Source organism: Streptomyces sp. NBC_00885 (assembly GCF_045207475.1).
Lineage (GTDB): Bacteria > Actinomycetota > Actinomycetes > Streptomycetales > Streptomycetaceae > Streptomyces.
Genome location: NZ_CP108796.1, coordinates 3,022,597 through 3,046,305, shown reverse-complemented (window position 1 = coordinate 3,046,305; position 23,709 = coordinate 3,022,597). Strand labels below are relative to the sequence as shown.

At 68.2% G+C, this 23,709-nt stretch carries 26 protein-coding genes; 22 read left to right on the top strand and 4 right to left on the bottom strand.

Features of this window, described 5'->3' with window-relative positions:
* Window positions 1-12: 12 nt before the first annotated feature.
* The gene (locus tag OHA61_RS13390) at window positions 13-1,545 is read right to left on the bottom strand and encodes a hypothetical protein (protein WP_406303247.1); all 1,533 of its coding nucleotides are present in this window, start codon (window positions 1,543-1,545) and stop codon (window positions 13-15) included.
* A gap of 332 nt (window positions 1,546-1,877) precedes the next feature.
* On the opposite strand from OHA61_RS13390, the gene OHA61_RS13385 reads away from it, so the two are divergent.
* The 19 genes from OHA61_RS13385 to OHA61_RS13295 all read left to right on the top strand — a co-directional run bounded on the left by OHA61_RS13385 (window position 1,878) and on the right by OHA61_RS13295 (window position 18,904).
* Window positions 1,878-2,756, top strand: coding sequence for a hypothetical protein (locus OHA61_RS13385; RefSeq protein ID WP_406303246.1), 879 nt, complete (start codon window positions 1,878-1,880; stop codon window positions 2,754-2,756).
* A gap of 120 nt (window positions 2,757-2,876) precedes the next feature.
* Entirely contained in the window at window positions 2,877-3,590 is a 714-nt protein-coding gene (gene cpaB / locus OHA61_RS13380; protein ID WP_361910099.1) for a Flp pilus assembly protein CpaB, read from the top strand.
* A gap of 7 nt (window positions 3,591-3,597) precedes the next feature.
* Window positions 3,598-4,893, top strand: coding sequence for a CpaE family protein (locus OHA61_RS13375; RefSeq protein ID WP_406303245.1), 1,296 nt, complete (start codon window positions 3,598-3,600; stop codon window positions 4,891-4,893).
* Window positions 4,890-5,303, top strand: a complete 414-nt coding sequence (locus OHA61_RS13370; protein ID WP_406303244.1) for a TadE family protein — start codon at window positions 4,890-4,892, stop codon at window positions 5,301-5,303. The genes OHA61_RS13375 and OHA61_RS13370 overlap by 4 nt, the downstream gene beginning before the upstream one ends.
* Before the next feature lie 4 nt (window positions 5,304-5,307).
* Window positions 5,308-5,670, top strand: coding sequence for a TadE/TadG family type IV pilus assembly protein (locus OHA61_RS13365; RefSeq protein WP_406303243.1), 363 nt, complete (start codon window positions 5,308-5,310; stop codon window positions 5,668-5,670).
* A 29-nt stretch (window positions 5,671-5,699) separates the two neighbouring features.
* Window positions 5,700-7,037: a CpaF family protein gene (locus OHA61_RS13360; RefSeq protein WP_406303242.1), complete on the top strand. Its 1,338-nt coding sequence runs from the start codon at window positions 5,700-5,702 to the stop codon at window positions 7,035-7,037.
* A 17-nt stretch (window positions 7,038-7,054) separates the two neighbouring features.
* Window positions 7,055-7,993, top strand: coding sequence for a type II secretion system F family protein (locus tag OHA61_RS13355; protein ID WP_406303241.1), 939 nt, complete (start codon window positions 7,055-7,057; stop codon window positions 7,991-7,993).
* Between the two features lie 8 nt (window positions 7,994-8,001).
* Entirely contained in the window at window positions 8,002-8,877 is an 876-nt protein-coding gene (locus OHA61_RS13350) for a DUF5936 domain-containing protein (RefSeq protein WP_406303240.1), read from the top strand.
* A gap of 70 nt (window positions 8,878-8,947) precedes the next feature.
* Window positions 8,948-10,294, top strand: a complete 1,347-nt coding sequence (locus tag OHA61_RS13345; protein WP_406307341.1) for a sensor histidine kinase — start codon at window positions 8,948-8,950, stop codon at window positions 10,292-10,294.
* Between the two features lie 14 nt (window positions 10,295-10,308).
* Window positions 10,309-11,388, top strand: coding sequence for a response regulator (locus OHA61_RS13340; protein ID WP_406303239.1), 1,080 nt, complete (start codon window positions 10,309-10,311; stop codon window positions 11,386-11,388).
* A 233-nt stretch (window positions 11,389-11,621) separates the two neighbouring features.
* Entirely contained in the window at window positions 11,622-11,867 is a 246-nt protein-coding gene (locus OHA61_RS13335) for a hypothetical protein (protein WP_266486991.1), read from the top strand.
* Between the two features lie 62 nt (window positions 11,868-11,929).
* On the top strand, window positions 11,930-12,448 hold the full coding sequence (locus OHA61_RS13330) for a hypothetical protein (RefSeq protein ID WP_406303238.1): 519 nt from the start codon (window positions 11,930-11,932) through the stop codon (window positions 12,446-12,448).
* 31 nt (window positions 12,449-12,479) lie between these two features.
* Window positions 12,480-13,094, top strand: coding sequence for a hypothetical protein (locus tag OHA61_RS13325; RefSeq protein WP_361910073.1), 615 nt, complete (start codon window positions 12,480-12,482; stop codon window positions 13,092-13,094).
* Window positions 13,095-13,097: 3 nt separating this feature from the next.
* Entirely contained in the window at window positions 13,098-13,724 is a 627-nt protein-coding gene (locus OHA61_RS13320) for an OmpA family protein (RefSeq protein ID WP_406303237.1), read from the top strand.
* A gap of 148 nt (window positions 13,725-13,872) precedes the next feature.
* Entirely contained in the window at window positions 13,873-15,480 is a 1,608-nt protein-coding gene (locus OHA61_RS13315) for a polymorphic toxin-type HINT domain-containing protein (protein ID WP_406303236.1), read from the top strand.
* An 87-nt stretch (window positions 15,481-15,567) separates the two neighbouring features.
* Entirely contained in the window at window positions 15,568-16,086 is a 519-nt protein-coding gene (locus tag OHA61_RS13310) for a hypothetical protein (RefSeq protein ID WP_406303235.1), read from the top strand.
* A gap of 60 nt (window positions 16,087-16,146) precedes the next feature.
* On the top strand, window positions 16,147-17,034 hold the full coding sequence (locus OHA61_RS13305; protein ID WP_406303234.1) for a hypothetical protein: 888 nt from the start codon (window positions 16,147-16,149) through the stop codon (window positions 17,032-17,034).
* Entirely contained in the window at window positions 17,031-18,056 is a 1,026-nt protein-coding gene (locus OHA61_RS13300; RefSeq protein WP_406303233.1) for a phosphotransferase family protein, read from the top strand. The genes OHA61_RS13305 and OHA61_RS13300 overlap by 4 nt, the downstream gene beginning before the upstream one ends.
* Before the next feature lie 95 nt (window positions 18,057-18,151).
* On the top strand, window positions 18,152-18,904 hold the full coding sequence (locus OHA61_RS13295) for a hypothetical protein (protein ID WP_406303232.1): 753 nt from the start codon (window positions 18,152-18,154) through the stop codon (window positions 18,902-18,904).
* On the opposite strand, the gene OHA61_RS13290 is transcribed toward OHA61_RS13295, so the two are convergent.
* Window positions 18,897-19,256 (bottom strand): DUF192 domain-containing protein, encoded by a 360-nt coding sequence (locus OHA61_RS13290; protein WP_389371608.1) that lies wholly within the window; start codon window positions 19,254-19,256, stop codon window positions 18,897-18,899. The genes OHA61_RS13295 and OHA61_RS13290 overlap by 8 nt on opposite strands.
* 104 nt (window positions 19,257-19,360) lie before the next feature.
* On the opposite strand from OHA61_RS13290, the gene OHA61_RS13285 reads away from it, so the two are divergent.
* Window positions 19,361-20,170 (top strand): prepilin peptidase, encoded by an 810-nt coding sequence (locus tag OHA61_RS13285; protein WP_406303231.1) that lies wholly within the window; start codon window positions 19,361-19,363, stop codon window positions 20,168-20,170.
* A gap of 58 nt (window positions 20,171-20,228) precedes the next feature.
* The gene (locus OHA61_RS13280; RefSeq protein WP_266487002.1) at window positions 20,229-20,624 is read left to right on the top strand and encodes a cupin domain-containing protein; all 396 of its coding nucleotides are present in this window, start codon (window positions 20,229-20,231) and stop codon (window positions 20,622-20,624) included.
* A 27-nt stretch (window positions 20,625-20,651) separates the two neighbouring features.
* Here the strand turns inward: OHA61_RS13280 and OHA61_RS13275 are convergent, their stop codons facing one another.
* Window positions 20,652-21,806, bottom strand: a complete 1,155-nt coding sequence (locus OHA61_RS13275) for a winged helix DNA-binding domain-containing protein (protein ID WP_406303230.1) — start codon at window positions 21,804-21,806, stop codon at window positions 20,652-20,654.
* A 137-nt stretch (window positions 21,807-21,943) separates the two neighbouring features.
* Here OHA61_RS13275 and OHA61_RS13270 point away from each other — a divergent pair, with 137 nt between their 5' ends.
* On the top strand, window positions 21,944-22,297 hold the full coding sequence (locus tag OHA61_RS13270; RefSeq protein WP_361910045.1) for a helix-turn-helix domain-containing protein: 354 nt from the start codon (window positions 21,944-21,946) through the stop codon (window positions 22,295-22,297).
* 277 nt (window positions 22,298-22,574) lie between these two features.
* Here OHA61_RS13270 and mgrA read toward each other — a convergent pair whose 3' ends face one another.
* Window positions 22,575-23,612 carry an L-glyceraldehyde 3-phosphate reductase gene (mgrA, locus tag OHA61_RS13265; protein ID WP_324987603.1) on the bottom strand — a complete coding sequence of 346 codons (1,038 nt, stop codon included), beginning with the start codon at window positions 23,610-23,612 and terminating at the stop codon, window positions 22,575-22,577.
* Window positions 23,613-23,709 lie beyond the last annotated feature (97 nt).

Genomic DNA, 23,709 nt, shown 5'->3' with positions numbered 1-23,709 from the left:
TCCCTCGGCCGGTCAGTTCGCGCAGTAGCTGTACGGCACATAGTCGCGGCCATTCCCATGGGGTGCGCCCAGGAACTCGGCGGCATTGAGGGTCTCCTCCTTCTTCTCGGTGGAGACCGAGAAACCGAGGCTCAGCCCCAGGTTCAGCTCGAAGCCGTACTCGGCCGCCTCGGTCTTTCCGGTGTAGGTCGTCCTGCTGGACAGCCCCTCGTCGAAGAGCAACTGCCCGAAGGGGTCGTCGGCACCCGGCCGCCGGGTCGGAGCGTGGTCGTTGAACATGTAGGCGAAGGGCGCGCCATACTGCCCGCTCCCGTCCAGCCAGTCCTGCGCGATCTTCCGCCCGGCATCGCCCTCGGGCTCCGGCGGAAAGGCGAGCGAGTTGGTGACGACCTCGATCCCGGTGTCCGCATCGCTGCCCTTCGCCCCGGCGCTGCCGCCGCGCTTGTCCTTGCCGGACTTGCCGTTGTCGCCACCGACCTTGACCCCGTCCTTGGTCGAACCCTTCTCGACGGTCCGGGTCATGTCGATGCGCACCAGCTTGCCGGTTGCCTTGTCATGGGTGACGGTGATGGTCCCGGTCTGCGTGGTCGACGCGGACGCCTCTCCGCTCAGCGGCCCGGCCTCGTACCCGACCTTGGTCCCGTACTCGATCGACGCGCTGTACGTGTACGACTTGGTGCCGTTGAAGTCGTTGTCGGTCCACGTCGCCTCGGGCGTGAACTTGAACGAGCCTCCGAGGGTCGCGCTCAGTTTCTTCTCGTCCCCGGCGGAAATCTTCAGCCCGCCCGCGGCGGAGGTTTCGAGGGCGACCTTGCCGTAACTGATGTGGCGGTTGCCGAGCTTGTCCTCGATGCGCTTGCGCAGCTTCTCCTCCTCGGCCAGGGGCCCCTTGCCGAAGAGGTAGAGGATGCCGCTGCCGAGCCCGCCGCCCTGCGAGTTGGCGTGCCGGTTGGCGAGCTCGTACGTCTTGAGCGACTCCAGATCGTCCCGGAAGGCCGCGGCGTCCGCCTCACTGTCGAAGACCCAGGTGTCCCCGTTGGTGACCTTGATCCCGGCCCCGAGCTCGACCTTGTCGGAGCCGAACCTGCCGACCTTGGCCCCGGGCTTCCAGTCCTTCTTGAGGGCGACGGACGCGGCATCGGTGAAGGTCATCATGACCCGCTGGTCACGGTCGTCGACGGCGCCGTCGCCGTTGACGTCGGAGTTGGCCTTGAAGGTCTGCTGCTGGAAGCCGTACTCCTCGCCCCATTCGATGAAGAGGACTTTGGCCTTGGCGCCGGCCTTGTCGGTGATGGAGGAGATCTGGCAGAGAGGGGGTTCGTAGTCGGCGTCGGTTTTGGGGGTGGCGCGGGGGTTTTCCCCGGTGCTGCACGGGCCGCCGGAGATGACGCAGATGATCTTCTCGCCGATCATCCGGCCCACGCCGAGCGTCGTCACCGCGGCGATGACGGTGATGAGGACAACCAGCATTCCGATGTACTCGACGGCTGTGGTGCCCCTGTCGCGCGCCGGGTTGGGCGCCCGGCGTCCTCTCATCCGGCTCATCCGCCGTCCCCCTCGGTGGCCGTGCCTCTCGTACAAGGAATCGGAAGTGGAGCGTACGAAGGGGGGCACCGGGCTGGCTTGGGCCCGGAGACCCAACGCGGACCCAAAGCGGACCAGAGCTCCTGGCGAATTCACCGCCCTGAAACGAGAGTTAACCTCTGACGCCTTCGCCCGTTTTCGCCTGTGCGGAGCGTGTGCGAGTTGTGGCCCAGAGATCTCAAAGGTGTTCTCTGCCTCGTAGGACGCCGTTAAAGTGCTGGGGCAGAAGCACGGAGCAGTAGGTATCTGCGGTCGCCGGGCCCCCGGCGTCCGGGGCTGAACGGGGAACCAGCGTGCCCACCGCGATAGCTGTCACCAGCGCCGATCTGGTGCTGCCGCCCACCGACCATCAGACGCCCACCGCGGCTCTGCTCCACCCACCCGACGCCCAGCCCCTGGACGCCGCGCTCGCCGACATGAGTGTCCTGCTGGAGCAGCACGGCTATGTGATCGCGTTGTATCCCTCGACCATCCCCTTGGCCCATGAGCGCCGACTGCACACGGTCCGGTCGGTCCTGGAGAGCGACCGGATCGCTTGTCTGAAGCTGGATCTGCCACCCCTGGGTGTGGCTGTACTCGTGCGCCAGTTACGGCAGTTGTCGATCTGTGACTTCAGCGCCGGAGTGGTGGCATCCGCCGCCCGGCTGCTCTCCCATTACATCTATGCGGGCGCGCTGCTGAATTCCGTGACCAGGCTGGACCGCGTTCCGGTGAGCCTGAAGTCCCACGCCAAGTCCTGGGTCCCCGGTTCCCAGTTCGGTGTGCTGGCGAGCCCGAATCCTCAACTGATCAAAATTGGCTCCGGTCAGCTCTCCGGTCCCGAGTTCGGCACGCAACTGCTGGTTGCGAAAGGCCAGTTGCAGAGCGAGTGGGTGGGCTCGACACTCGCTCCCGCCTGGCAGGTGCAGGGCCTGGGGGAAACCGCGCTCCCTGTTGACTCCCCTCGCTGGTGGGGCACGTCCAGACTGGTTGAATTCGCTGCCTATCTGCCTGATATCTCCGTGCTCTACCAGCTGGTTTCGTCCGTACGGCGAGAGGTGTGCACCTGGTGCGGAAGAGAACTCATAGGTGATCGCTGCGGCTTCTGCTCCGCACCGCTCGCCCCGCCCGAGAACCAAACGCACACGACCGGTGTCCTGAACCACGGGGCCCCGATGCGTCAGGGTTCGTAACCGGCCTTCGGGCCGCTCCCCGGAGGTTCCACCTCACCGGCCCAGCCGCAGCAGCTCAGGTACGTGCACAGTTCCGACTCTGTCCGCTCCTCAACGCTCCTGAACGAGGTTGTCCCGCCCATGAATTCACGTCAGCGCCGTGGCGTCATACTTCTGCTCCTGTCGGTTCTCTGCGCCTTCGGTGTGTTCGCCGGTGTTCTGTCCGTCATCAGTGATGTGAATTCAAAGGTGGGGCCCGAGGTCACGGCGTACCGGATCAAGACCGATGTGGCGCCCTACACGTCCCTGGATCCGGGGCAGTTCGAGAAGATTTCGATGCCCAAGCGCTGGCTGTCGCAGAATGCCGTCACCGATCTGTCCGTGGTCAAGGGAAAGATCGCCGTCACGCAGCTCAAGAAAGGCTCGCTGCTGCAGGACGACATGATGGTGAAGAAGCCCGCGGTCGGCAATGGCGAGCAGGAGATCGCCATCATGATCGACGCGGCCACGGGCGTGGCAGGAAAGATCACACCTGGCTCTCTGGTCAATATCTTCGCCACCTTCGCCGGCAAGAAAGAGGGCGAGACGGACCAGTCGCGCATCATCGTGCCCAACGCCAAGGTCATCGACGTCGGCCGGATCACCGCGCTGCAGCCGGACAAGAACGACCGGGGCAGCGGACTCACCCAGGCCGTGCCCATCACCTTCGCCCTCAACACAACGGACGCCCAGCGCCTCGCCTACGCGGAGTCCTTCGCCGAACACGTCCGGCTGGCTCTCCTCGGCAACTCCAGCCCCACCACACTGCGCCCGGGGGACAGCACGTACACCCTCGACGAAGACAAGAACAAGTGAGGGCTGCATGACCACGCGAATCATCCCGGCGGTCGGCGACGCCGACGCAGCACGGTCCATCACCACCCTGCTCAGCCAGCTCCCCGACGCGGAGCCGGCCAGCCCGGTGGGCGACTCGACCACCCTCCTCGACACCCTGGCCCGGCTGGCCGGAGAGTCGATCGACGAGCTGCCGGAAGTCGTCCTGGTCCACGAGCGGATCGGACCGGTACCGGCGCTCGAGGTCATCCGGGAAGTGGCTCTGCGTTTCCCGGCGGTCGGCGTCGTGCTCATCACCTCCGACGCCAGCCCCGGGCTGTTCTCGGCCGCCATGGACTCGGGTGCGCGGGGTCTGATCGGGCTGCCGCTGAGTTACGAGGAGCTGGTCACCCGGGTCCAGGCGGCGGCCGGCTGGTCCGTCGGAGTCCGCCGCCACCTCGGCCAGGGCACGGAGGTCTTCTCCGGTCCCGGCGGCACGGTCGTGGCCGTCGCGGGCGGCAAAGGCGGCGTGGGCACCACGCTGACCGCGATCCAACTGGCCCTGGCCGCACAGGCCTCCGGTCAGCACACGGCGCTGGTGGACATGGATTTGCAGGCGGGTGACATCGCCTCGTATCTGGACGTGCAGTTCCGACGCTCGATCGTGGATCTCGCGGGTATCCAGGACATCTCGCCCCGGGTGCTCCAGGACGTGGTCTTCCATCATGAAAGCGGCCTCGGTCTGCTGCTCGCTCCGGGCGAGGGAGAGCGCGGTGAGGAGGTCACGGACCGGGTGGCGCGGCAGGTCGTCAGCGCACTGCGCCAGCGCTACCAGGTCGTCGTCATCGACTGTGGTTCGCAGATGAGCAGCGCCAACGCCACCGCCATCGAGATGGCGGAAAAGGCAGTTCTGGTGACCACCCCGGACGTGGTGGCGGTGCGCGGAGCCAAGCGCATGGTCCGGCTCTGGGACCGGCTTCAGATCCGCAAGGCCGAGGAGACGGTCACCGTGGTCAACCGCCACATGCGCAATACGGAAATCCAGCCGCCGCTGATCGAGCGGATCACCGGCACCCGGGTGGCGCGGATCGCCGTCCCGTCGAACTTCAAGGAGCTCCAGGGCGCTGTCGACGCCGGGCGCATGCAGGACCTGGAGGCCAAGAGCACTGTCAAGCAGGCGCTGTGGGGCCTGGCCGGAGAGCTCGGCCTGGTGACAACGGCGGAGAACGAGGGCAGGACCAGCAGCAAGGGCGGACGCACGGCGAACGACCGTGGGTCATTCGCCTTCGGACGCCGCACACGGGGAGAAACACCGAAGGACGGGAAGTGGGGGGCAGGGGGATGAGATACAGATGGAAGCTCTTGTGCCGTCCGGACGGCGAACGCGACAGGGGCCAGATCGCGGTCGAATTCGTCGGCATGCTGCCGATCATTCTCCTGACGTGTGTACTGCTCTGGCAGGCCGTGCTCTTCGGTTACGCCTACACCTTGGCGGGCAACGGCGCCGACCGGGCCGCACACGACGCGGCCGTGTCCTATTTACGGCCGGATCAGGACGCGCGGTGCCAGGAGGGCGCACGCCTGGGGGTGGCCGATCCGGACTACGACTTCAGCGCCGGCTGCATCGTGGACCTCGGGCACAGGTCGATGCGGGCGAGCGTCGGTGTGAAGGTGCCCGTCCTCATACCCGGCCTGACCGACTACTCGTTCGGCACGGTGACCGGCAAGGCCAGTTCGCCGCTGGAGGAGGACTGAACCGATGACCAGGCGCAGAGACGACAAGGGCGCGACCGCGGTCGAGTACATCGGATTCCTGCCGATCCTGATTCTCATCGGGATCTGCCTGGTCCAGTTCGGTCTGGCCGCCTACGCCATGCAGCAGGCGGGCACGGCCGCCCGTACCGCTGCGCGCATCAGCTCCCAGAGCAACGACGATGGCGCCGCCAAGGCGGCCGGTGAGGCGGCCGTCAGCGATCTCATCAAGTCGGGCACGCGGGTTGACATGAGCGGTTCTGCCGAGGACGCCAGGGCGACGGCCACCGTCGACATTCCCTCGGTCATCCCGGGGTTCAGCTTCGACCCGGTGAAGCGTACGTCCACCATGCCACGCACCGACGAATAGACCGGCCGAGGACAAGAGTTGGAGAACCGATGAGCCTTCTGGAGCGCCGAGGCGCCCCCGAGGAGAGCGGCGGGAACCGTGAAGACGGTCATCTCGTCGCGACCTACCGGGCGAAGCTGCTTCAGGAGATCGACCTCGCGGAGATGTCGGCGCTGGCCGCGGTGGAGCGCCGCGTCCGCCTGGAGCGCGTACTGGGCCACATCATCAGCCGGGAAGGCCCAGTTCTCTCCACCGTCGAGCGTGCCCAGCTGATCCGGCGCGTCGTCGACGAAGCGCTCGGGCTCGGCATCCTCGAACCCCTGTTGGAGGACGCGTCCGTCTCCGAGATCATGGTCAACGGCCCGGACCAGATCTTCGTGGAGCGTGGCGGCCGCGTCGAGCAACTGCCGATGCGCTTTGCCTCCAACGACCAGTTGATGCAGACCATCGAGCGCATCGTCTCCACGGTCAACCGCCGGGTGGACGAGTCGAATCCGATGGTCGACGCCCGGCTCCCCAGCGGCGAGCGCGTCAACGTGATCATTCCTCCGCTGTCGCTGACGGGCGCCATTCTCACCATCCGCCGCTTTCCCCGGGCCTTCACACTGCGCGAGCTGATCGGCCTGGAATCGCTCGACGAGCCCATGCTCTATCTGCTCTCTGCGTTGGTGCAGTCCAAGATGAACATCATCGTGTCCGGCGCCACCGGCACCGGAAAGACGACCCTTCTCAACGCCCTCTCCGGACTGATCCCGGAAGGCGAGCGCGTGATCACCATCGAGGACTCGGCCGAGCTGCAGCTGCAGCAGTCGCATGTGATCCGGCTGGAGTCCCGCCCTCCGAACGTCGAGGGCAAGGGACGGATCACCATTCGCGATCTGGTACGCAACTCGCTGCGTATGCGCCCGGACCGCATCATCGTCGGTGAGGTCCGTGGCGGTGAAACGCTTGACATGCTCCAGGCAATGTCCACCGGTCACGACGGCTCACTCGCGACCGTCCACGCCAACAGCGCCGAGGACGCGCTGATGCGACTGCAGACCCTCGCCTCGATGTCCGAGGTGGAGGTCCCCTTCGCGGCCCTGCAGGACCAGATCAACTCCGCCGTCGATGTCATCGTGCAGCTCACCCGCCATGCCGACGGCTCCAGGAAGATCACCGAGATCGCGGTCCTCGACTCGCACGGGCGCGAGCCTTTCAAGATCGTCTCTGTGTGCCGTTTCCTGTCCCGGCCGATGGGAGCCGACGGCAAGATCTACGGGCAGTTCGAGTACTACCCGCTGCCCCGCCGCGTCGCCGACCGCTTCTACATGACCGGCCAGCCCGTCCCACAAGCCTTCGGTATCGCACAGTCCGACGAACAACTCGCCTCCAGAGAAGCCAAGTAGCGAGTAGGTGCCAGGAAATGAATCGACTGGATCAGCTGACGATCGGCGCCACGCTGCTCTTCAGTGCGCTCCTCATCGCGGGCGTCCATACGTACGCCTCGGGCAGGGCCCAGCGCGCGGCGCTCGAGCATCGCCTGTCATCGACGCAGCAGATCACCACTCCCGGGCGGCGACGGCGCTTCAGGGGCGTCGACCGCAGACTCAAGCAGACCCGCTTCGGCAAGAAGATCGAGCAACGTCTCGCCGCCACAGGTCTCGATCTCACCCCTGGTGAGTTCTTCGTCTACATGGTCGCCGCCGTTGCCGGCTTCTGGCTCCTCGCCAGCTCGGTACTCGCCTCCTTCTTCGGCCCGATCGCGGGAGTGATCGCGCTCTGGTCCGCGTTCGCGTTCCTCAACTGGCAGCGCCAGAAGCGCATCGAGAAATTCATCAACCAGCTGCCCGAACTCTCCCGCATCATCGCGAACGCCACCCAGGCCGGACTCGCCCTGCGGATGGCGATCAGTCTGGCCGCCGAGGAGCTGGAAGAACCGGCCGGAGACGAACTGGCCAAGGTCGCCAACGCCCTCGCCCTCGGGCACTCCATCGACGACGCTCTCGGCGAGCTGGCGGACCGGCTGCCCTCCCGCGAACTGGTCGTCCTCGTCACCACCCTCGTCCTGTCGAACCGCTCCGGCGGCGCCATCGTCAGCTCCCTGCGAAACCTCACGGAGACGCTGGAAGAGCGCAAGGAGACCCGCCGCGAGGTCAGAACCCAGCTGTCGCAGGTGACGCTGACCGCGTACATCGTCCCCGGGATGGGCCTGGCGATGCTGATGCTCATGGACAGCGTGTGGGAAGGCGCACTGGACAAGATCACCGGGAACACCCTGGGACAGGCGGTCGTCCTGATCGCTCTCGGGCTCTACCTCGTCGGCTTCTTCCTCGTCCGCCGACTGGCCAAGATCGAAGTCTGAGGGACGTCATGGAACTGCTGCTCGCACTCGCCGCCGGACTGTCCGTCACCGGCATGTTGTACGGGATCAGGCTCTACCGAGCCGACGCCAAACTGCCCTCGGACCTGGCACTCGCCCTCGAAGTGGGCTCCACCCGCACCAGCGCCGTGGGCAGCGGCATCGACCGCCTCGGCATGCGCTACGCGCCCGCGGTGCTTCGCATGATGGGCCCCAAGCAAGTCAACAAGCTGCGCATGCGGCTCGACATGGCGGGCAACCCCGGTGGCCTGACCGTGGACCGCTATGCCGCCCGCCGCGCGGTCTACGGCTTCATCGGCGCGCTCGGGGCGTTCGCCCTGCTCATCAATGCGCACCCCTTCCTCGCCCTGCTGTTCGTGGCGTTCGGCATCTGGTGGGCGGAGGTGGGGATCTGGGCGGCCACCCGCGCGCGCAAGGCCGCCATCGAACGAACGCTGCCGGACTTCCTCGACGTGCTGGCGGTCGTCGTCTCCGCGGGTCTCGGCTTCCGCCAGGCCCTCGACCGGGTGGCGGAGCGCTACCGGGGCCCCTGGGCCGACGAGCTCAAGATCACGCTGCGTCAGATGGACATGGGGATGAGCCGCCGCGACGCCTTCGAGCAGCTGCGCAAGCGCAACGCTTCCGAACAGGTCGCCCAGTTCGTCACCGCCCTGCAGCAGGGCGAGGAACTCGGTGCGCCCATCGTCGACACCCTGATAGCCATCGCCAACGACATGCGCCGTACGGACGCCCAGAATGCCCGTCGCCGGGCATCCAAAGCCGTCCCTCAGGCAACGGGCATCGTGACCATGCTCATGGTCCCGGCCACCATCCTGCTCATCGGGGCAGGCATGTTCCTCGGCTCGGGCATGAGCCTCGGCGGATGAGCAGGGGATCCCGGGGAAGGGGGAGAGTTCCATGGCACTGCACCAGGTGTCGACCGGACCGGCCGGCGCCATGACGGCGCACGGCCTGCTCGGCGTCGCCTCCGGCGATGACGTTCCCGCCGAGCCCGCGCTCAGGATTCAGCTGAGTGCGCTCCAGGCCATGTGCCGCCAGGTCTTCGGATTCCGGCTGGCGATGATCGCACTGGCCACCCCCTTCGCCGTCGCCGGCGCGGCATCCGGCTGGCCGACCGTCCTCGTCGGCGTCGCGATCCTGGCCACCTTCATGGGCTCGTACGTACTCTTCCGCGACTGGGAGCGCTTCGGCCCGCTGCTGCTGCGGCATCCCTGGCTGTTAGGCATTGACGCCTTCTTCGGTGCGCTGCTGCTGATCACCGCCACCCCTGCCAGCCCACTGAGCTACGTCACCATCTGTACGCCGCTACTGGCCGGCCTTGTCTACGGATGGCGCGGCGCAGGCGTCTTCGCCTCACTGACCATCCTGATCATCTTCGCCGCCTACGCCGCAAATGCCGAGCTCCAGGTCTCGATCGCCGGCTCCACACTTCTGCCCGGCCTGTGTGCCGTGCTCGGCGCCGTCGGGGTCAGCCTGCGCCAGCTGATGCTCCGCTTCGGTACGGCGACGCAGGCACTCAGCGACGTACGCTCGCGGCTCGCGGTGACCGAGGCCGTCCAGGGTGAACGTGCCCGTCTGGCACGTGAGATGCACGATTCCGTCGCCAAGACCCTGCACGGTGTGGCGATGGCCGCGGACGGTCTGGCCTCCTCCGCCGACCGTATGGATCCACTCACCGTCAGGCACCAGGCGGAAGTGGTCGCCAGATCCGCCCGCCGCGCGGCAGCCGAATCCCGTGAACTGCTCTCCGACCTGCGCCGCCAGACCGATATCGAAGCCGCAGGCGTCGACGTGGCCGCGGAACTCGCCGCCCGCACCGAGGACTTCGCCCGGCGGACCGGGATGGGGGCCACCTGGCACACCCTCGGCGAACTGCCCGTACCCGAAGTCCCGCATGCCGTCGCGCGGCACCTGTTGACCATCGCGTCCGAGGCGATGGAGAACGCCCACCGCCATGCCCGGCCCACCTACATCGACGTGTCCGTGGGTGTCGTCGACAGAGCGCTGCGCATCAGCGTCTACGACGACGGGCGCGGTCTGCCGCCGGGCACGTCGCTCGACGACCTCAGAAAGGCGGGCCACTTCGGACTCGTCGGCATGGTCGAGCGCGCTGCCGGAATCGGCGCCCGCATTCGCATCGGACGCGGACGGGCGACCAAGGGAACCGAAGTCCGCCTCGAAATCCCCGTCAACGCCTTGCTACCCCATGGCTTGCCCGCCGACACACACCCACCGCTGACGCACCAGCCAGTCCCCACCGACAGCATTCCCCCCACCCACTGAAAGGAGGCCGCATCATGCCGGACGATTCGTCGTACTCACCAGGACAACAACTGCCGTCGTCGCACGTGTCCCAGCACACGTCGTCGCACAGCACACCCATCCGCTCTGAGCACACACCTGCCCAGGTACCGCTTCCCCCGCCGGCCGCGGCATCCGGAGGGTTCCCCGCCCTCCCCGCTCCGGTGAGGCCGACTCCGCTGCGGATCGTGGTCGCCGACGACAACCCCGTCGTACGGGCCGGGCTCCATGCGCTGCTCTCCGGCCGCGAGGACATCGCGGTCGTCGCCGAGGCAGCAGACGGACGCCAGGCCTGTGAGGCCGCCCAGCAACACCGTCCTGACGTGGTTCTGCTCGATGTCAGGATGCCGGGCGTCGACGGCATCTCCGCGCTTCCGCATCTGGTGCGGATCGCCCCGGTGATGATGCTGACGTACAGCCGAGAGAGCGAGATCGTGCACGAGGCGCTGCGCCTGGGCGCGGGCGGCTATCTGGTCCACGGAGAGTTCACCGCGGACCAACTCGTCGACGCGGTACGGGATATCAGGCAGGGCCGGGCCCACTTCACGGTCACCGCCGCCAACGCGCTGCTCGCCCATGTGCGGGGCGAGCGCGCGCCGTCCGAGCCTCCGCAGCTTCCGGGAGGGCTGGGACATCAGGGTGCGACTGCACATGGTTCTGCATCGCAAACCGATCCGCGCCAGACGTCCAACTTCGGGCACCAGGACGGCTCCTATGTATCAAACTCATTGCAGCCGCAGCACGGCGCTTCGCGTATGCAACCAAACATGGGACAGTCGTTGGAGGCGCGGCAGGCGGCAACTCCACGGAAGCCGACTCAACGCGCCGGGTCCAGGACAGGGTTCGGCCTTAGCTCGCGGGAGGTGGAGGTGATGGATCTGATCGCGTCGGGCATGACCAATCAGCAGATCGCCGCCACCTGCTTCATCAGCGAGAAGACGGTCAAGAACCACATCAACCGCATCTTCGCCAAGTTGCACAGCACCAGCCGGAGCGAAGCCATCGCGGTATGGCTCGGCACAGCACATGGCCACAGCGGTGGCGGCATGCCGAGGGGGGCGGCCGGCCATGGCTGACGGCACGGCGATGTGCGGTGCGGGCCGCCGGGCCCACAGTCAGAACGGAAAGGCCCATCCCTCTCTTTGGGCCTCGGATTGGGCCCTGGGACCCTCTGCGGGGACCACCCGTCCGTCGTACGTTTCTCGCGTCGGAAGCGGCACCGGCCAGGAGGAAGCCGGTTGCGCGGAAGGCACACAAGAGACGTGCGAACCGGCCGGTGTGCGGCCGGCCGGACCCGGAGGGGAACATCATGTCGAAGGACATCGCGCTCAAGGCTGCGGTTGCGACGCAGCTTCGCGTGAGCGGCTGGAAGAACACGGCGATCGAGCGGATGAACCGCAGGGCCGACAAGGGTCAGACCTCGGTCGAATACATCGGCATGCTGGTGGCGGTCATTGCGATCATCGCGATCGTGGTGACCATGAAGGGGGACATCGGCAAGGAGATCGGCAACAAGATCAAGGACGTGATCGGCACCTCCGGCAAGTCGGGCTGATCGTCGGATTGCACAGCAGGCAACGCGAGGCAGGGCAGGCTTTCCCCATCTACATCACGGTGGTGGCGGGCCTGCTCTTCCTCGCGTTTGCGTATTTCGTGGTCGGGGAGTCCGCCGACCAGCGAAATGGCGCCCAGGGTGCTGCCGATGCCGCCGCGCTGGCCGCAGCCCGGGATGCGCGGGATCAGATCGTCGAAGCACTGCGCGGGCCGAAGCTGCCCGACGACTGGGCAGACCTCATTCTCGGACGCGGCTTCGGTCCCGGCGCGGCGTGTCAAGCCGCCGATGAGTACGCGCAGAAGAATGACTCGGACAGGACCAGTTGCCAGCCGTACTACGGGGAGTACTGGGGTTTCACGGTCGGAGTCGAAACGAAGAAAACCATCGGTGATTCGGTGATCCCGGGTACGGCGGACGAGAAGGGCGAGGCAAAGGCCAGGGGCGTTGTCGTGCCGAAATGTTCGCTCAGCGGAGCGAAGCTGGATTGCGACGGCCTGGGCTCGTTGATCGATCCGGACGACCTCGGTAGCGTGCCGGACCTGGCTGATCTCTTCACCGTCCGTCTGATCGACCCGAACTGACCGAGTGACAACTATCAGAGGAATTGCAGTCATGAGCATGCGGCAGATCTCAGGGGCGCGCAGGGCGGCGGCGGCCGTCACCGCGGCGGTGGCGCTGACCTTCACGCTGGCCGCGTGCGGCAGCGACGGTGACAAACCTGACAAGACCTCCAATGCCGGCCAGTCGTCCAATCCTGACAACGGAGGCGCGGTCGATCAGGGTGACAAGGGGAATCCCGGAAGCGCGAACCCAGGACCGGGCAAGGTCCTGACGACGCTCAAGGGGGAAGACGGGATGGAGCTGGACATCACCGCCGCCGTGCGCGACGCCGGCGGGTTTGTGACGATCCAGGGGAACATGCGGAACACCACGGACAATAACTTCAATCACACATCCGACTGGTCCGGTTCCGAACTCGAGGTCAATTCGGCGGTCGGCGGTGGCTCATTGGCCGGAGCCACCCTGGTGGACGCCAAGGAGAAGAAGCGCTACTACGTCCTGCGTGACACCGAAAACCGGCCGCTGGTCACCACAGTCAGCAGTGTCAAGGCCAAGTCGTCGACTCCGGTCTTCATGCAGTTCCCGGCGCCCCCTGAGACCGTGAACCAGATGACGTTCTCGCTGCCGACCTTCCAGTCCGTGACGCTCCGGCTCGGAAGCGAGTGACGCATGCTGGTCAGTACTGGATTCGCGCGTGGCAGGGCCGTGTTCATCGGTTCCATTGCCCTTGCTCTGACCGTAATTGCCGTTCCGTCGGCGGGAGCTGACGACGGACCGCGCCCCAAGGCGACTTCCGTGTACGAGGGGAGGATCGACGTAAGCGACCCCGACCTCAAGATGGTCGACGGCGCTACGCTCGCCGCTGCCAAGGTTCTGGAGATCAAGCAGGTCGTCGGCGACGAGGCGGGCAATGAGCAGCGCGAGGACTCGAATTCCGAGGTCAAGTTCAGCCTGCAGGCCGAGGTCCTCTTCGGTAAGGACAGCGCGAAGCTGAGCAGCGATGCCAACGCCCGTATCAAGGATATTGCCGAGGAGATCAAGAAGCAGAACGCCAGGAAGGTGCGGGTGTTCGGCTTCACGGACGACCTGGGCTCGGCCGAGCACGGTGACGTGCTGTCCAGGCAGCGCGCCGCCGCGGTACACGGTGTGCTTTCGCAGGAACTCGCCGCCGTAGGCATCAGCTACGAGATCCGGGGATACGGTGAACAGTTCCCGATCGCTGAGAACAACTCCGAAGAGAACCGCCGGAAGAACCGGCGTGTGGAGGTCTCCTTCCCGCGAGGCACGGCCTCCTAGACTCCCGGGCCGTTCTCCGTACGAAGCTCAGTGGGCTCCGCCGCAATCTCCTTGCAGCGGGGCCTACTTCATGTGTCGGCCGAGATGAGCCCGACTTTGGGTCCTGGGGCCCACGACTGCGCATGGACCGCGCCTTAGCGTCGAGTGCATGTCGCGTATGGGGGTAGTGCGTCAGCTTCGCCGGCGGATGGGTGCGCTGTTGCCGCACACCGATGCCAGGGCGCTCGGGCTGCGGAAGTCGCAGTCGGGCCAGACCGCGGTGGAGTACATCGGTCTGGTCGTGGTGGTGATCGCCATCATTGGCGCGCTGGTGGCGACCGGTGGTGTGCCCGAGGTGGGCAAGACCATCGGGAACAAGATCTGCCAGGCGGTCGGCGGAAGTTGTGGCGTTGATGGTGGGGGAGACCCGCAGGCCACCGACGACCAGCCTGCAGCCGACGACGGCTCCGACGGGTCCGACGACGACCCCGGCGGCGGCCGGAAGCCCCAGTCCCAGATCGACTACGAAAAGGCCCTCAAAGAGCTCCAGGACGCCCAGGCCGCCGAGAAGTCCGATCAGGACAAGGCCATCGAGGCCGCCAAAGAGCTCGCGAAGATTCTTGCCGATGAGCTCGGGATCACCGATGCGCTCGACTGCATCACCAAGGGCGACATGGGCGCCTGCACCGAGACGCTCGTCAATGTGCTGCTCAGTCTGATCGGCGGCGCCGTCGGGAAGCTTGCCGCGAAGTACGGGGCGCCCTGGAAGTGGAAGAAGGCCGTCGAGCTCGTCAGGAAGCTCAAGAAGCACGGTGGGGATCTGTACGACGGGCTCAAGGGGCTCATCAAGAACCGCAAGCGGGTGAGCGAGGCGGAGAAGAAGCTCGCCGATGCCAAGAGGAAGCTCGACGCGGAGAAGAAGGACAAACCGAAGGACAAGGACAAGCCGACCTCGTGTCCCGTCCACAGTTTCCCGCCCGGCACTCCCGTCCTGCTGGCCGACGGCCGGCGGATCCCGATCGAGAGCGTGTCCGTCGGCGCGAAGGTCATCGTCACCGATCCGGTCGGCGGGCTGACCACGGTACGCCGGGTGACCGACACCATCACGACGTACGACGACAAGGCCTTCACCCGCCTCAAGGTGACGACGAGCGGCGGTGCCGCCGTGCTGACCGCGACGGACACCCACCCCTTCTGGCTGACCGGCCGGGGCCGTTGGGCGGTTGCCGGAGAAATCGTTCCGGGCGACGGGCTGAGAATGCCGTCCGGCCGGACTCTGAAGGTCGCCGCGGTTTCCCGCTATACCCAGCGTCAGACCACCCACGACCTGACGGTCGAGGGGATCCACACTTACTACGTCGGGGTCGGTGCCGAGAGTGCCCTCGTGCACAACAACGACGGCGACTGCCTGTCGGCGGACGAGATCGCCGAGGCCAGGAACCCCACGGTGGGCGAAGGCGATCCGAGCAAGTTCAGGAGCCACTTCCAGCGCCACAAGAAGCTCATCGAGGACGCCCTGGGGACCACGTACAAGAAGCTGAAGGAGGACGGTCCGCGCTTCCGCCAGGACATCCAGAACGCCATCAAGGACGGCACTTTCGAACTGGTCGGAAAGGGCACGTTGAAGAAGGGCGAGCCCGAGGGAATGATCTACCGTGGCAAGGGCGTGACCATCGTCCTCCGGGAGAACGGCGACTTCTGGACGGCGCTCGAGAGCGGAACCGGGCTCGACACGGCGATCCAGATCACCAAGAGGGTGCCGCCGAAGGCAGGTTAGGGCCGTCCTGGGCGGTGGGTCCTGGGCGGTGGGGTCCTCGGCGGCCTGGGGCGAGCGGGCTTCGGCGGAGCGAAAGGTGTGTGGGCAATGGGTGGCTGGGGCACGGTCGACGAGGCGCTCAGGGACCACCAGGTGTATGACGTCCTCGTCCCGGGCTGGATCGACCGGGACGGGGAGGTCCCCGAGTTCCGGCCGCAGCCCCTGGTCGTCTGGCTGAGGCTGGACAGCGGACTGCTGAGGCTCCGATCGGCAGGGCAGTACGACCGCCTCGCCGTCGCGCGCGTGCCTCAGGTCAGCTGGGACGATGTCGACTTGCTCGCGGAGGCCGAGGACGAGGTCGTGGTCGCCTCGTACGGCGAACAGCTCTTCGGCGACGGCAGAGACACCGTGCGCTGCGTGCGGCTGCGGGCGTATCAGGTCGCCGACCACCTCAAGTGTCTCGCCCTCGACTTCGAGGGACGCCACACGCTCTTCTTCGACCCGACCTGGACGTTCGGCATCAGGATCGGCAATGTGGCCGACGAGCAGCGCTGGCGGGAGCTGTACGCGGGCGAGGAGGCCGGCGTCGAGACCGTGGAAGTGTCCCTCGGAGGAAGCGGCCGGTGATTGATCCGTTCCGGGCCGAGACCCCGTATGACTGAAGAAAATCCGCGACGTGACGCACCCGTGACGGGTGACCTGTTCGCCGTGGGCCTGCTGGAGCCCGACGTGCTCGTCGCCGCGCTCGCCGGAGCCGTGGGCGTCGCACCCGCCGAGGTCGACGTGGCCGACGCGGAGGCGGACCCGGAGGTGCGGAGTTGGGACGCCCCCGTGCTGTGCGCCTACACCCGGCTGCCCGCCGGTGGGCTCGGCCTCCTGCTTGATGTGTACGTCGCCGAGGGGACGTGCGGGATCCTCGACGAGGCCGAGCTGGCGCGCCGGTTCGCGGCGCGGGCGGGGACGACGGTGCTGTACCCGGCCGAGGCGTTCCCGCCGAGCGCGTACTGGGCGGTGACCCCCGGCGGGCTGAGGACGCGGGCCAGGCTGTACGAACCGGACGAGCACGAGGATCCGTACGTCGTCGACGCCGTCGAGGCGCCGTTGCCCGATCTGCCGGAAGCCCGGGTGACCGTGCTGCCGGAGATCCTGCGCGAGGAGCGCATCGAGCTCCCGGTGACCGATGCCTTCACCGCCGCCGTCCCGGACGGTTCGGTGGGCAGCGAGGCGGACGCGGCCCGCATCGGGCTGGTGACCTGGGAGCGGCTGGTGCGGAGGCTGGAGCGGGACTGGGCGCCGTCGGGGCGCTACCGTCCGGATCTGTACGAGGAGGACCTGGCCGAGCGGGACGAACTCGAAGTCCTTGAGCCGAGGCTTCCGCAGGCGTATGTGGAGCCTTTCCGTACGGCCCTCGGGCAACTCGACGCCCTCTTCCGTACGCATACGGTGCCGATGGCCGCCGACGGCGAGGCGCAGTGGTGGCGGAGCCGGCGGCCCCGGCGCGTCCCCTGGCCGGACGCGGAAACGGACAACGAAACGGACACCGAAACGGACGCCGAAACGGGGGAGCAGACATGAGCGTTCCTCTCGGCCCACGGCTTCGGGACGAACTGGGCGTGCCGCGACGCGCCCGGCTGCTGGAGAGCGGCCCGCGGTCCGCTGTGTGGCGCGTCGAGCTCGACGCGGGCACGGCCGTCGTCAAGCAGCTCGTCGCGGGCGCGGGGGCAGATGAGCGCTACGCGCGCGAGGTGACCGCGCTGCGGCTCGCCGCACCGGTCCGACCGCCCGTTGTGCCACGGCTGTTGGGCGCGGACGCCGACGAGCGCGTGCTGGTGCTGGAGTACGTGGAGCACAGGCCCCCGCGCGCGGGCTGGGAGGTCCAGTACGCGACAGCGCTGGCCCGGCTGCATGCGGCAGGTGTGGGCGGGGGCGGCGGTGAGCTGCCGCCGTGGGCCGGGCCGGACGCGAAGGACATCGAGTCGTTTCTGGGACTCGCCGACGCGCTCGGCGTCCCGATCCCGGCCGGTGTCGAGGACGAACTGGGCCGACTCCTGGACAGGCTCGCCGAATTGGACGGGCCGCCCGCCCTGTTGCACGGCGACCCGTGCCCGGGCAATGACCTGCACACCGACGACGGCATTCGCTTCATCGACTTCGAGCAGGCCTGCCTCGGCAATGCGCTGATGGAACTGGCGTATCTGCGGATCGGCTTCCCCACCTGCTGGTGCGTGACCGCCGCCCCCGAACCGCTGCTCGCGCAGGCCGAGGCGGCATACCGCACGACCTGGCGGGAGGCGACCGGTACGGATGTCGAGGGTGAGCTCGTCGACGCCTGTGCGGGGTGGCTGATCCGGGGCGACGCGCTGGTTCAGCGTGCGGAGCGGGGGACCGTCGACCAGTTGGCCCGGGTCATGGACGAGGACTGGGAGTGGGGGACGGTGAGCGCGCGGGAGCGGCTTGTGCACCGGCTGGGGGTGGTGGCCGGGATGAGCCGCGGCACAGCTGCACTGGGCGGTCTCGGGCGGCTCGGCGCGGACATGCGGCGCGCCATGCTCGACCGCTGGCCCGGACTCCGGGCTGCGCCGAACCGAAGGCCCTAGCAGGCCGCCTTTGGGTCCGTGGGCCCATGCGGGGGCGCGGACAGCGCTGTTAGCGTGCGGCGACCGGACCCCGGCAACGGACGAGGTGGGCACGGATGACGCAGCGGCGCACGGCGGTGGCGGCAGCAGCGTTTGCCCTTGCCGTGGGGCTCACGGCCGGCTGCGGCGGCGAGGACGACACTGCCGCAAGGTCGCAGCAGCCGAAGAAGGAGACCGCCGCCGCGAGGCCCGCCACCCAGGACCCGACTCCGGAAGCACCCGCCTCGCCTTCCTCCGCGCCTTCCCAAAAGGACTTCTCCAAGGCCGAGTTGGAGCAGGCCATCCTCGCCAACGGCGACGTTCCCGGCTTCAGCGCCGGCCCCCTGGGCGCCCCGCCGTCCCAGGGGGAGAGCGCCGACAAGCCCGAGTGCGCCCCGCTCACCGCCGTCATCAACGGCAAGCCGGAACCCCTGGCCCGGGCCTCCGCCTATCGTCAGCTCACCGGCGCCACGGACGACCGGCCCGCGGTCTCCGAGTTCCTCAGCGCCCACGGGACGCAGGGCGCCGCGACAGTGCTCAGCCGGCTGCGTACCGCCGTCGAGGCCTGCAAGAGCGGCTTCACGGCGAGCGGCGGCGAGGGTCCTACGACGTACAGGAGCGTGAAGCCGCTGCCCGTCGCGAAGGTCGGCGACGACGCGTTCGCCTATCAGGTCACCGGCGACTTCGAGGGCGATCCTGTGCCCCTGGTCTTCCAGGTCGTACGGTGCGGCGGCACGCTCGCGACGTACTACACCGCGAACCTGGAGGGCCCGGCGACACCGCAGATCCCGAGCGTCCTGCTCACCGCCCAGGTGGCGAAGCTCAGTTGATCGTCACCAGCACACCCGGGACCAGGCCCCATCCCGCCATCGCCCCGGCCTCCGCCTCCAGCACATGCCGTGCCCGAAGGCGCGGCAGGCCGAGCCGTCCCGGCTTCATGGTGTGGACGTGGACGACCCTCAACTCCTTGTCCAGGTAAGCCACATCGATGGTGAAGCGCATCCGGAAGGTGTGCACGCTGTTGCACGGTGTCAGGAGGATCGCGCCGGCGATCCCGTCCCGCCCCAGCAGCCCGCGCCGCCGCGGCCCGTATGTCGCCGCGATCTCCACCGGGACACCGCCGGTGTGCCCGGCCACGGTCAACGTCCCTGTGCCGCCCCGCCATTGACGCCGTCCACTCATGGTCGTAGACCGTAGCGCCGGCACACCCCCCGTGGGCCCCGGATCGGCAGGAGTGGGCCCCAGGGCCCATGACCTGCCGCCCGTCCCGGCCTACGCTCGCTGCCGTGTACGCCATGCTGATCGCCGTCGCCGCCCTGTGGGGCGCGGGCGCCGGGCTGCTCCTGCCGCGCGCCGAGTACCGGCTCTCCGTCGAGCCGGGGGAGGCGTGGCGCGACGCCTGCGCCGAGGGGCACCCGTTCACCGGGCCCGCGCGGGGGTGGATCGGCGGGGCGCGATGCGTGGCCTGCGCCACGGCCGTTCCGGCTCGTACAGCACCAGGCACAGCGGAAGCCGCAGGCACGCCCGCCGCCCGCCTCCAGCCGCCCGCCCCCCGCCTCCAGCCGTTCGTCCCGCTCACCACCGCATTCGTGTGCGCCGCCCTCGCCGCCGCCACCGGGCCCCGCCCCGAACTGGCTGTCTGGCTGCTGCTCACGCCCTTCGCCGTACTGCTTGCCCTCGTCGACCGCGCCGTCCACCGCCTGCCCGACCAGCTGACCCTCCCGCTCGCCGCCGCAGCCGCGGCCCTCCTCGGGCTCGCCGCGCTGCTCCCCGGCGACGGCGGCTCCTGGCCCACGGCGCTGCTGGGCGGGCTCGTCCTCGGTGCCGCCTACTTCGTGCTCTTTCTGATCCACCCGAACGGCATGGGCTTCGGCGACGTCAAGCTCGCCCTCTCGCTCGGCGTCGTTCTCGGCTGGTACGGCTGGGCGACCCTCTTCGGCGGAGCCTTCGCGGGCTTTGTGCTGGGTTCGCTGTACGGGCTCGGGCTGATGGCTCTGCGCCGCGCGAGCCGCAAGACCGCGATCCCCTTCGGGCCGTTCATGATCGTGGGCGCGCTGGCGGGGGTACTGCTCGGAGCCCTGGCGGCGATGCCGTAGAACCGGCCCGGCGCATATGTGCAGGACAACGGCGCCTTCGCCGCGCAGTATCGACCGTATGGACTACAAGCCGGTCAATCTCACCGAAGCCCTGGCCTCCTTCGACGAGGTCTACAGCCCCCGCATCGTCGCCCGGATGAACGACTACGACGTACGGATCGCCCACACCGCCGGAGAGCACGTCTGGCACGTCCATGAGGACACCGACGAGTTCTTCCTCGTACTGGACGGGCGCTTCGACGTCGCCCTGCGTGCCGCCGACGGCACCGAGTCCACCGTCGAGCTCCGCAAGGGCGACACCTTCGTCGTCCCGAAGGGCACCGAGCACAAGCCCTCGTCGCCCGGCGGCTCGATCCTGATGTTCGAGCCCTCCGGTACGAGCACCACGGGCGACCGGCACGAGGGCGAGATCCCCGGGCATGTCGACAGCACCACCGGACATGCCCTGTCGTGACGGCGCTGCCAAGCCCGGCCCGGCGCCTCAGGCATGAGGGCCGACCGTGACCCTGCCCACCGTCAACTCGGCGTGCCCCTGAAGGATTTCGCCCACCCGCTCGGCCTGCAGCTCCAGCTCCCGGCGGCGGGCGGAGGTCTTGAGCGCATTCCCGACCGGTTCCACCGTCACGGCGATCCGCCGCCCGGACCGGCGCTGGTGCCAGACGCCGGCGACGGTCCCGTCGACGAGCACCACGGGGAAGTTCCCGGCCTGCCCGCCGGCCAGCGCCCGCTCGTACGCGACGCCGGGGAAGAGCAGTTCGCGCGGCTGCGAGGCGATCGTGTACGCGTCGAAGTACGGCAGCAGCCGCACGCCCCGGGGACGCTCGTCGGGGAACCCGGCATCGCCCGAGGCCACCCACGCCGGGCTGTCCTCGAACACGACCTCCTCGATCTGCCCCCTGCCCGCGAGGGAGGTGAACAGGCCGTCGGCCCACGCCTTCGGCGCGGCCAGCCACTTCGCGAAGTGCGCCGGGGTCGCGGGTCCGTAGGCGCGCAGATAGCGGTCCACGAGGGCGGCCGAGGCGGCAGGCCCGTCCATGGGGGCGACGCCGGGGCTGGTGTACGTCGCCTTGCGGCCGCGGTTGGGCGCGAAGCGGAGCACCCCTCGGTGCGCGGCCTTGTGCATGACCTGACGCCAGCGCGGCCACTTGTCCTGGAAGGCGTCCATCACCCGGTCGCCGGCCCAGGAGCCGGTGCGCGCGACGATCGCCTCGGTCAGCTCGTCGATCGTCAGCTCTGCGCCGGCGAGTGCGTCCCCGATGGCCGCGACGACCTGCTCGGTCTGCTCGGCCGTCATCCGTATATCCGCCGGCATCGGGCTCGGACCGGCCGGGATCGCGGACAGCGCCCCGGTCCACAGCGGAAGATCGGCCGCGGCCAGCAGATGAACCGTGCCGCGCGGCCCGTACGTCTTCACCAGGCTGCCCTCGCTCCACAGCGCCTCGCGCACATCGGCCCGGGTCGCGCCGCCGTCCAGCCGCAGCGCGAGCGACAGCTCGGCGGCGGACAGCACCTGGGCATGCGCCCCGAGCATGGCGGCGGCGATCCCCGCGGGAGAGCTTGGGGCAGGTGCGGCCAGTCCCTGTCGCTCCAGGCGACGGGCACAGGCCTCGGTCCACGTCACTCTGTGTGTCGTCATGCGGACGACTCTAGGAGCCATATAGGCCAGTTCCTGTCCGCCTTGCCCCGGGCGTTGAGGAAAAGGCGGGCCCCTTGACTCCCGTGCCTTGCTGTACTGGCGAATCGGTAAGTATTGGACGGATCCGAGGAGTTGACGTGGGCAAGGTGAAGACGTCCTACAGCTGCGGGCTCGATGCCGCCGTGGACGTCGTCGGCGGAAAGTGGAAAGCCCTCATCCTGTGGTCGCTGCACGACGGCACCTACCGCTTCGGGGAGCTGAAGCGCCAGATGAGCGGTGTCAGCGAGAAGATGCTGATCCAGCAGCTGCGTGAGCTGGAGGCGGACGGTGTCGTGCATCGCGAGGTGTACCGCGAGGTTCCGCCCCGGGTGGAGTACTCCCTCACCGAACTCGGCCAGGCGCTCAACACCGCACTGCTGCCTCTGGGGGAGTGGGGCGACGCCTTCATGGGTCAGATCCTCGCCGGCAGGGCCAAGGGGCAGGCTGTGTGACGGGCCGTAGGACCTGCGGCGTCAACGGCGCGCCCGCGGCCGGGTCCCTCTTGGGGGGTACGGCCCCGGGGCGGGCGCGGGGCCCGCAGGCCGCCGCTTCCGGGCCCGGGCCTGCGATCCTCCACCGTGCCCGTATATCCGGAGCGTGATTACGGCATGGCGTGGCACTCGGCACCGCTTACGAAGGGTTATGGTGGAAACCCCCCCTCGGGCCGGTCCGTATCCCCCCCCACGGACCGGCCCGTTTTATGTTCTCCTCCGCCTTCCCGGCGCTCCCTCAGCTCCGTCCGGCCCAGATATTGGTGCCCGCGGTGTCCACGGCGAAGGTGTCGATCTCCTTCAACTCCTCGGCGTTCAGCGGCTGTCCGGCCAGCGCCGCGACATTCTCCTCCAGCTGCTGCACGCTGGAGGCGCCGATCAGCGCCGACGTCATCCGCGGGTCCCGCAGCACCCAGGACAGCGCCAGCTGGGCGAGCGACTGACCGCGCGACGCGGCGATGTCGTTCAGGCCGCGCAGCCGCCGGGTGACCTCGTCGGAGAGCAGGTTCGGGTCCAGGGACTTGCCCTGCGCGGCCCGCGAGCCCTCCGGGATGCCCTTCAGGTACTTGCCGGTGAGCAGACCCTGTGCGAGCGGTACGAAGGAGATGCAGCCCATGCCCGCGCTCTCCAGCGTGTCGAGCAGGCCGTCGTCCTCGATCCAGCGGTTGATCATGGAGTACGAGGGCTGGTGGATGAGTGCAGGGACGCCCATCTCCTTCAGCAGGCCGGCCGCCTCGGCGGTCTGCTCCGCGTTGTAGGAGGACACGCCCGCGTACAGCGCCTTGCCCTGCTGGACGGCGGAGGCCAGTGCGCCCATCGTCTCCTCGAGCGGAGTGTTGGGGTCGAAGCGGTGGGAGTAGAAGATGTCGACGTAGTCCAGACCCATTCGCTTCAGGGAGGCGTCGAGGGAGGACAGCAGATACTTCCGCGAACCCCACTCGCCGTAGGGTCCGGGGTGCATCAGATAGCCTGCTTTGGTCGAAATGACCAATTCATCGCGGTATGCAGAGAAATCCTGTGCGAAGATCTTGCCGAAGTTCAGCTCGGCCGAACCGGGCGGCGGCCCGTAGTTGTTCGCCAGATCGAAATGCGTCACACCCAGATCGAAGGCGCGGCGCAGAATCGCACGCTGCGAGTCCAGGGAACGGTCGTCGCCGAAGTTGTGCCAAAGACCGAGGGAGATCGCAGGGAGCTTGAGCCCGGAGCGGCCACTGCGCCGGTACTCCATCGACTCGTAGCGGTCCGCGGAGGCTCGGTAGAAAGGGGAATCAGTCACGCATCCCTCCTTATCACGGACTTGTGACAGACCGGGCTGGGCCGCCGTGGCCCGTGCGCAGTACTGTGGCGGCTTCGGGGACTGCCGCACACGGGGG

Coding starts and splice junctions, on each gene's coding strand:
- OHA61_RS13315 (WP_406303236.1), top strand. CDS start 13,873: ATGTCGCGTATGGGGGTAGTGCGTCAGCTTCGCCGGCGGATGGGTGCG.
- OHA61_RS13295 (WP_406303232.1), top strand. CDS start 18,152: ATGACGCAGCGGCGCACGGCGGTGGCGGCAGCAGCGTTTGCCCTTGCC.
- OHA61_RS13365 (WP_406303243.1), top strand. CDS start 5,308: ATGACCAGGCGCAGAGACGACAAGGGCGCGACCGCGGTCGAGTACATC.
- OHA61_RS13325 (WP_361910073.1), top strand. CDS start 12,480: ATGAGCATGCGGCAGATCTCAGGGGCGCGCAGGGCGGCGGCGGCCGTC.
- OHA61_RS13310 (WP_406303235.1), top strand. CDS start 15,568: ATGGGTGGCTGGGGCACGGTCGACGAGGCGCTCAGGGACCACCAGGTG.
- OHA61_RS13275 (WP_406303230.1), bottom strand. CDS start 21,806: ATGACGACACACAGAGTGACGTGGACCGAGGCCTGTGCCCGTCGCCTG.
- OHA61_RS13370 (WP_406303244.1), top strand. CDS start 4,890: ATGAGATACAGATGGAAGCTCTTGTGCCGTCCGGACGGCGAACGCGAC.
- OHA61_RS13340 (WP_406303239.1), top strand. CDS start 10,309: ATGCCGGACGATTCGTCGTACTCACCAGGACAACAACTGCCGTCGTCG.
- OHA61_RS13355 (WP_406303241.1), top strand. CDS start 7,055: ATGAATCGACTGGATCAGCTGACGATCGGCGCCACGCTGCTCTTCAGT.
- OHA61_RS13320 (WP_406303237.1), top strand. CDS start 13,098: ATGCTGGTCAGTACTGGATTCGCGCGTGGCAGGGCCGTGTTCATCGGT.
- OHA61_RS13345 (WP_406307341.1), top strand. CDS start 8,948: ATGACGGCGCACGGCCTGCTCGGCGTCGCCTCCGGCGATGACGTTCCC.
- OHA61_RS13335 (WP_266486991.1), top strand. CDS start 11,622: ATGTCGAAGGACATCGCGCTCAAGGCTGCGGTTGCGACGCAGCTTCGC.
- cpaB (WP_361910099.1), top strand. CDS start 2,877: ATGAATTCACGTCAGCGCCGTGGCGTCATACTTCTGCTCCTGTCGGTT.
- OHA61_RS13360 (WP_406303242.1), top strand. CDS start 5,700: ATGAGCCTTCTGGAGCGCCGAGGCGCCCCCGAGGAGAGCGGCGGGAAC.
- OHA61_RS13290 (WP_389371608.1), bottom strand. CDS start 19,256: ATGAGTGGACGGCGTCAATGGCGGGGCGGCACAGGGACGTTGACCGTG.
- OHA61_RS13280 (WP_266487002.1), top strand. CDS start 20,229: ATGGACTACAAGCCGGTCAATCTCACCGAAGCCCTGGCCTCCTTCGAC.
- OHA61_RS13390 (WP_406303247.1), bottom strand. CDS start 1,545: ATGAGCCGGATGAGAGGACGCCGGGCGCCCAACCCGGCGCGCGACAGG.
- OHA61_RS13375 (WP_406303245.1), top strand. CDS start 3,598: ATGACCACGCGAATCATCCCGGCGGTCGGCGACGCCGACGCAGCACGG.
- OHA61_RS13350 (WP_406303240.1), top strand. CDS start 8,002: ATGGAACTGCTGCTCGCACTCGCCGCCGGACTGTCCGTCACCGGCATG.
- OHA61_RS13300 (WP_406303233.1), top strand. CDS start 17,031: ATGAGCGTTCCTCTCGGCCCACGGCTTCGGGACGAACTGGGCGTGCCG.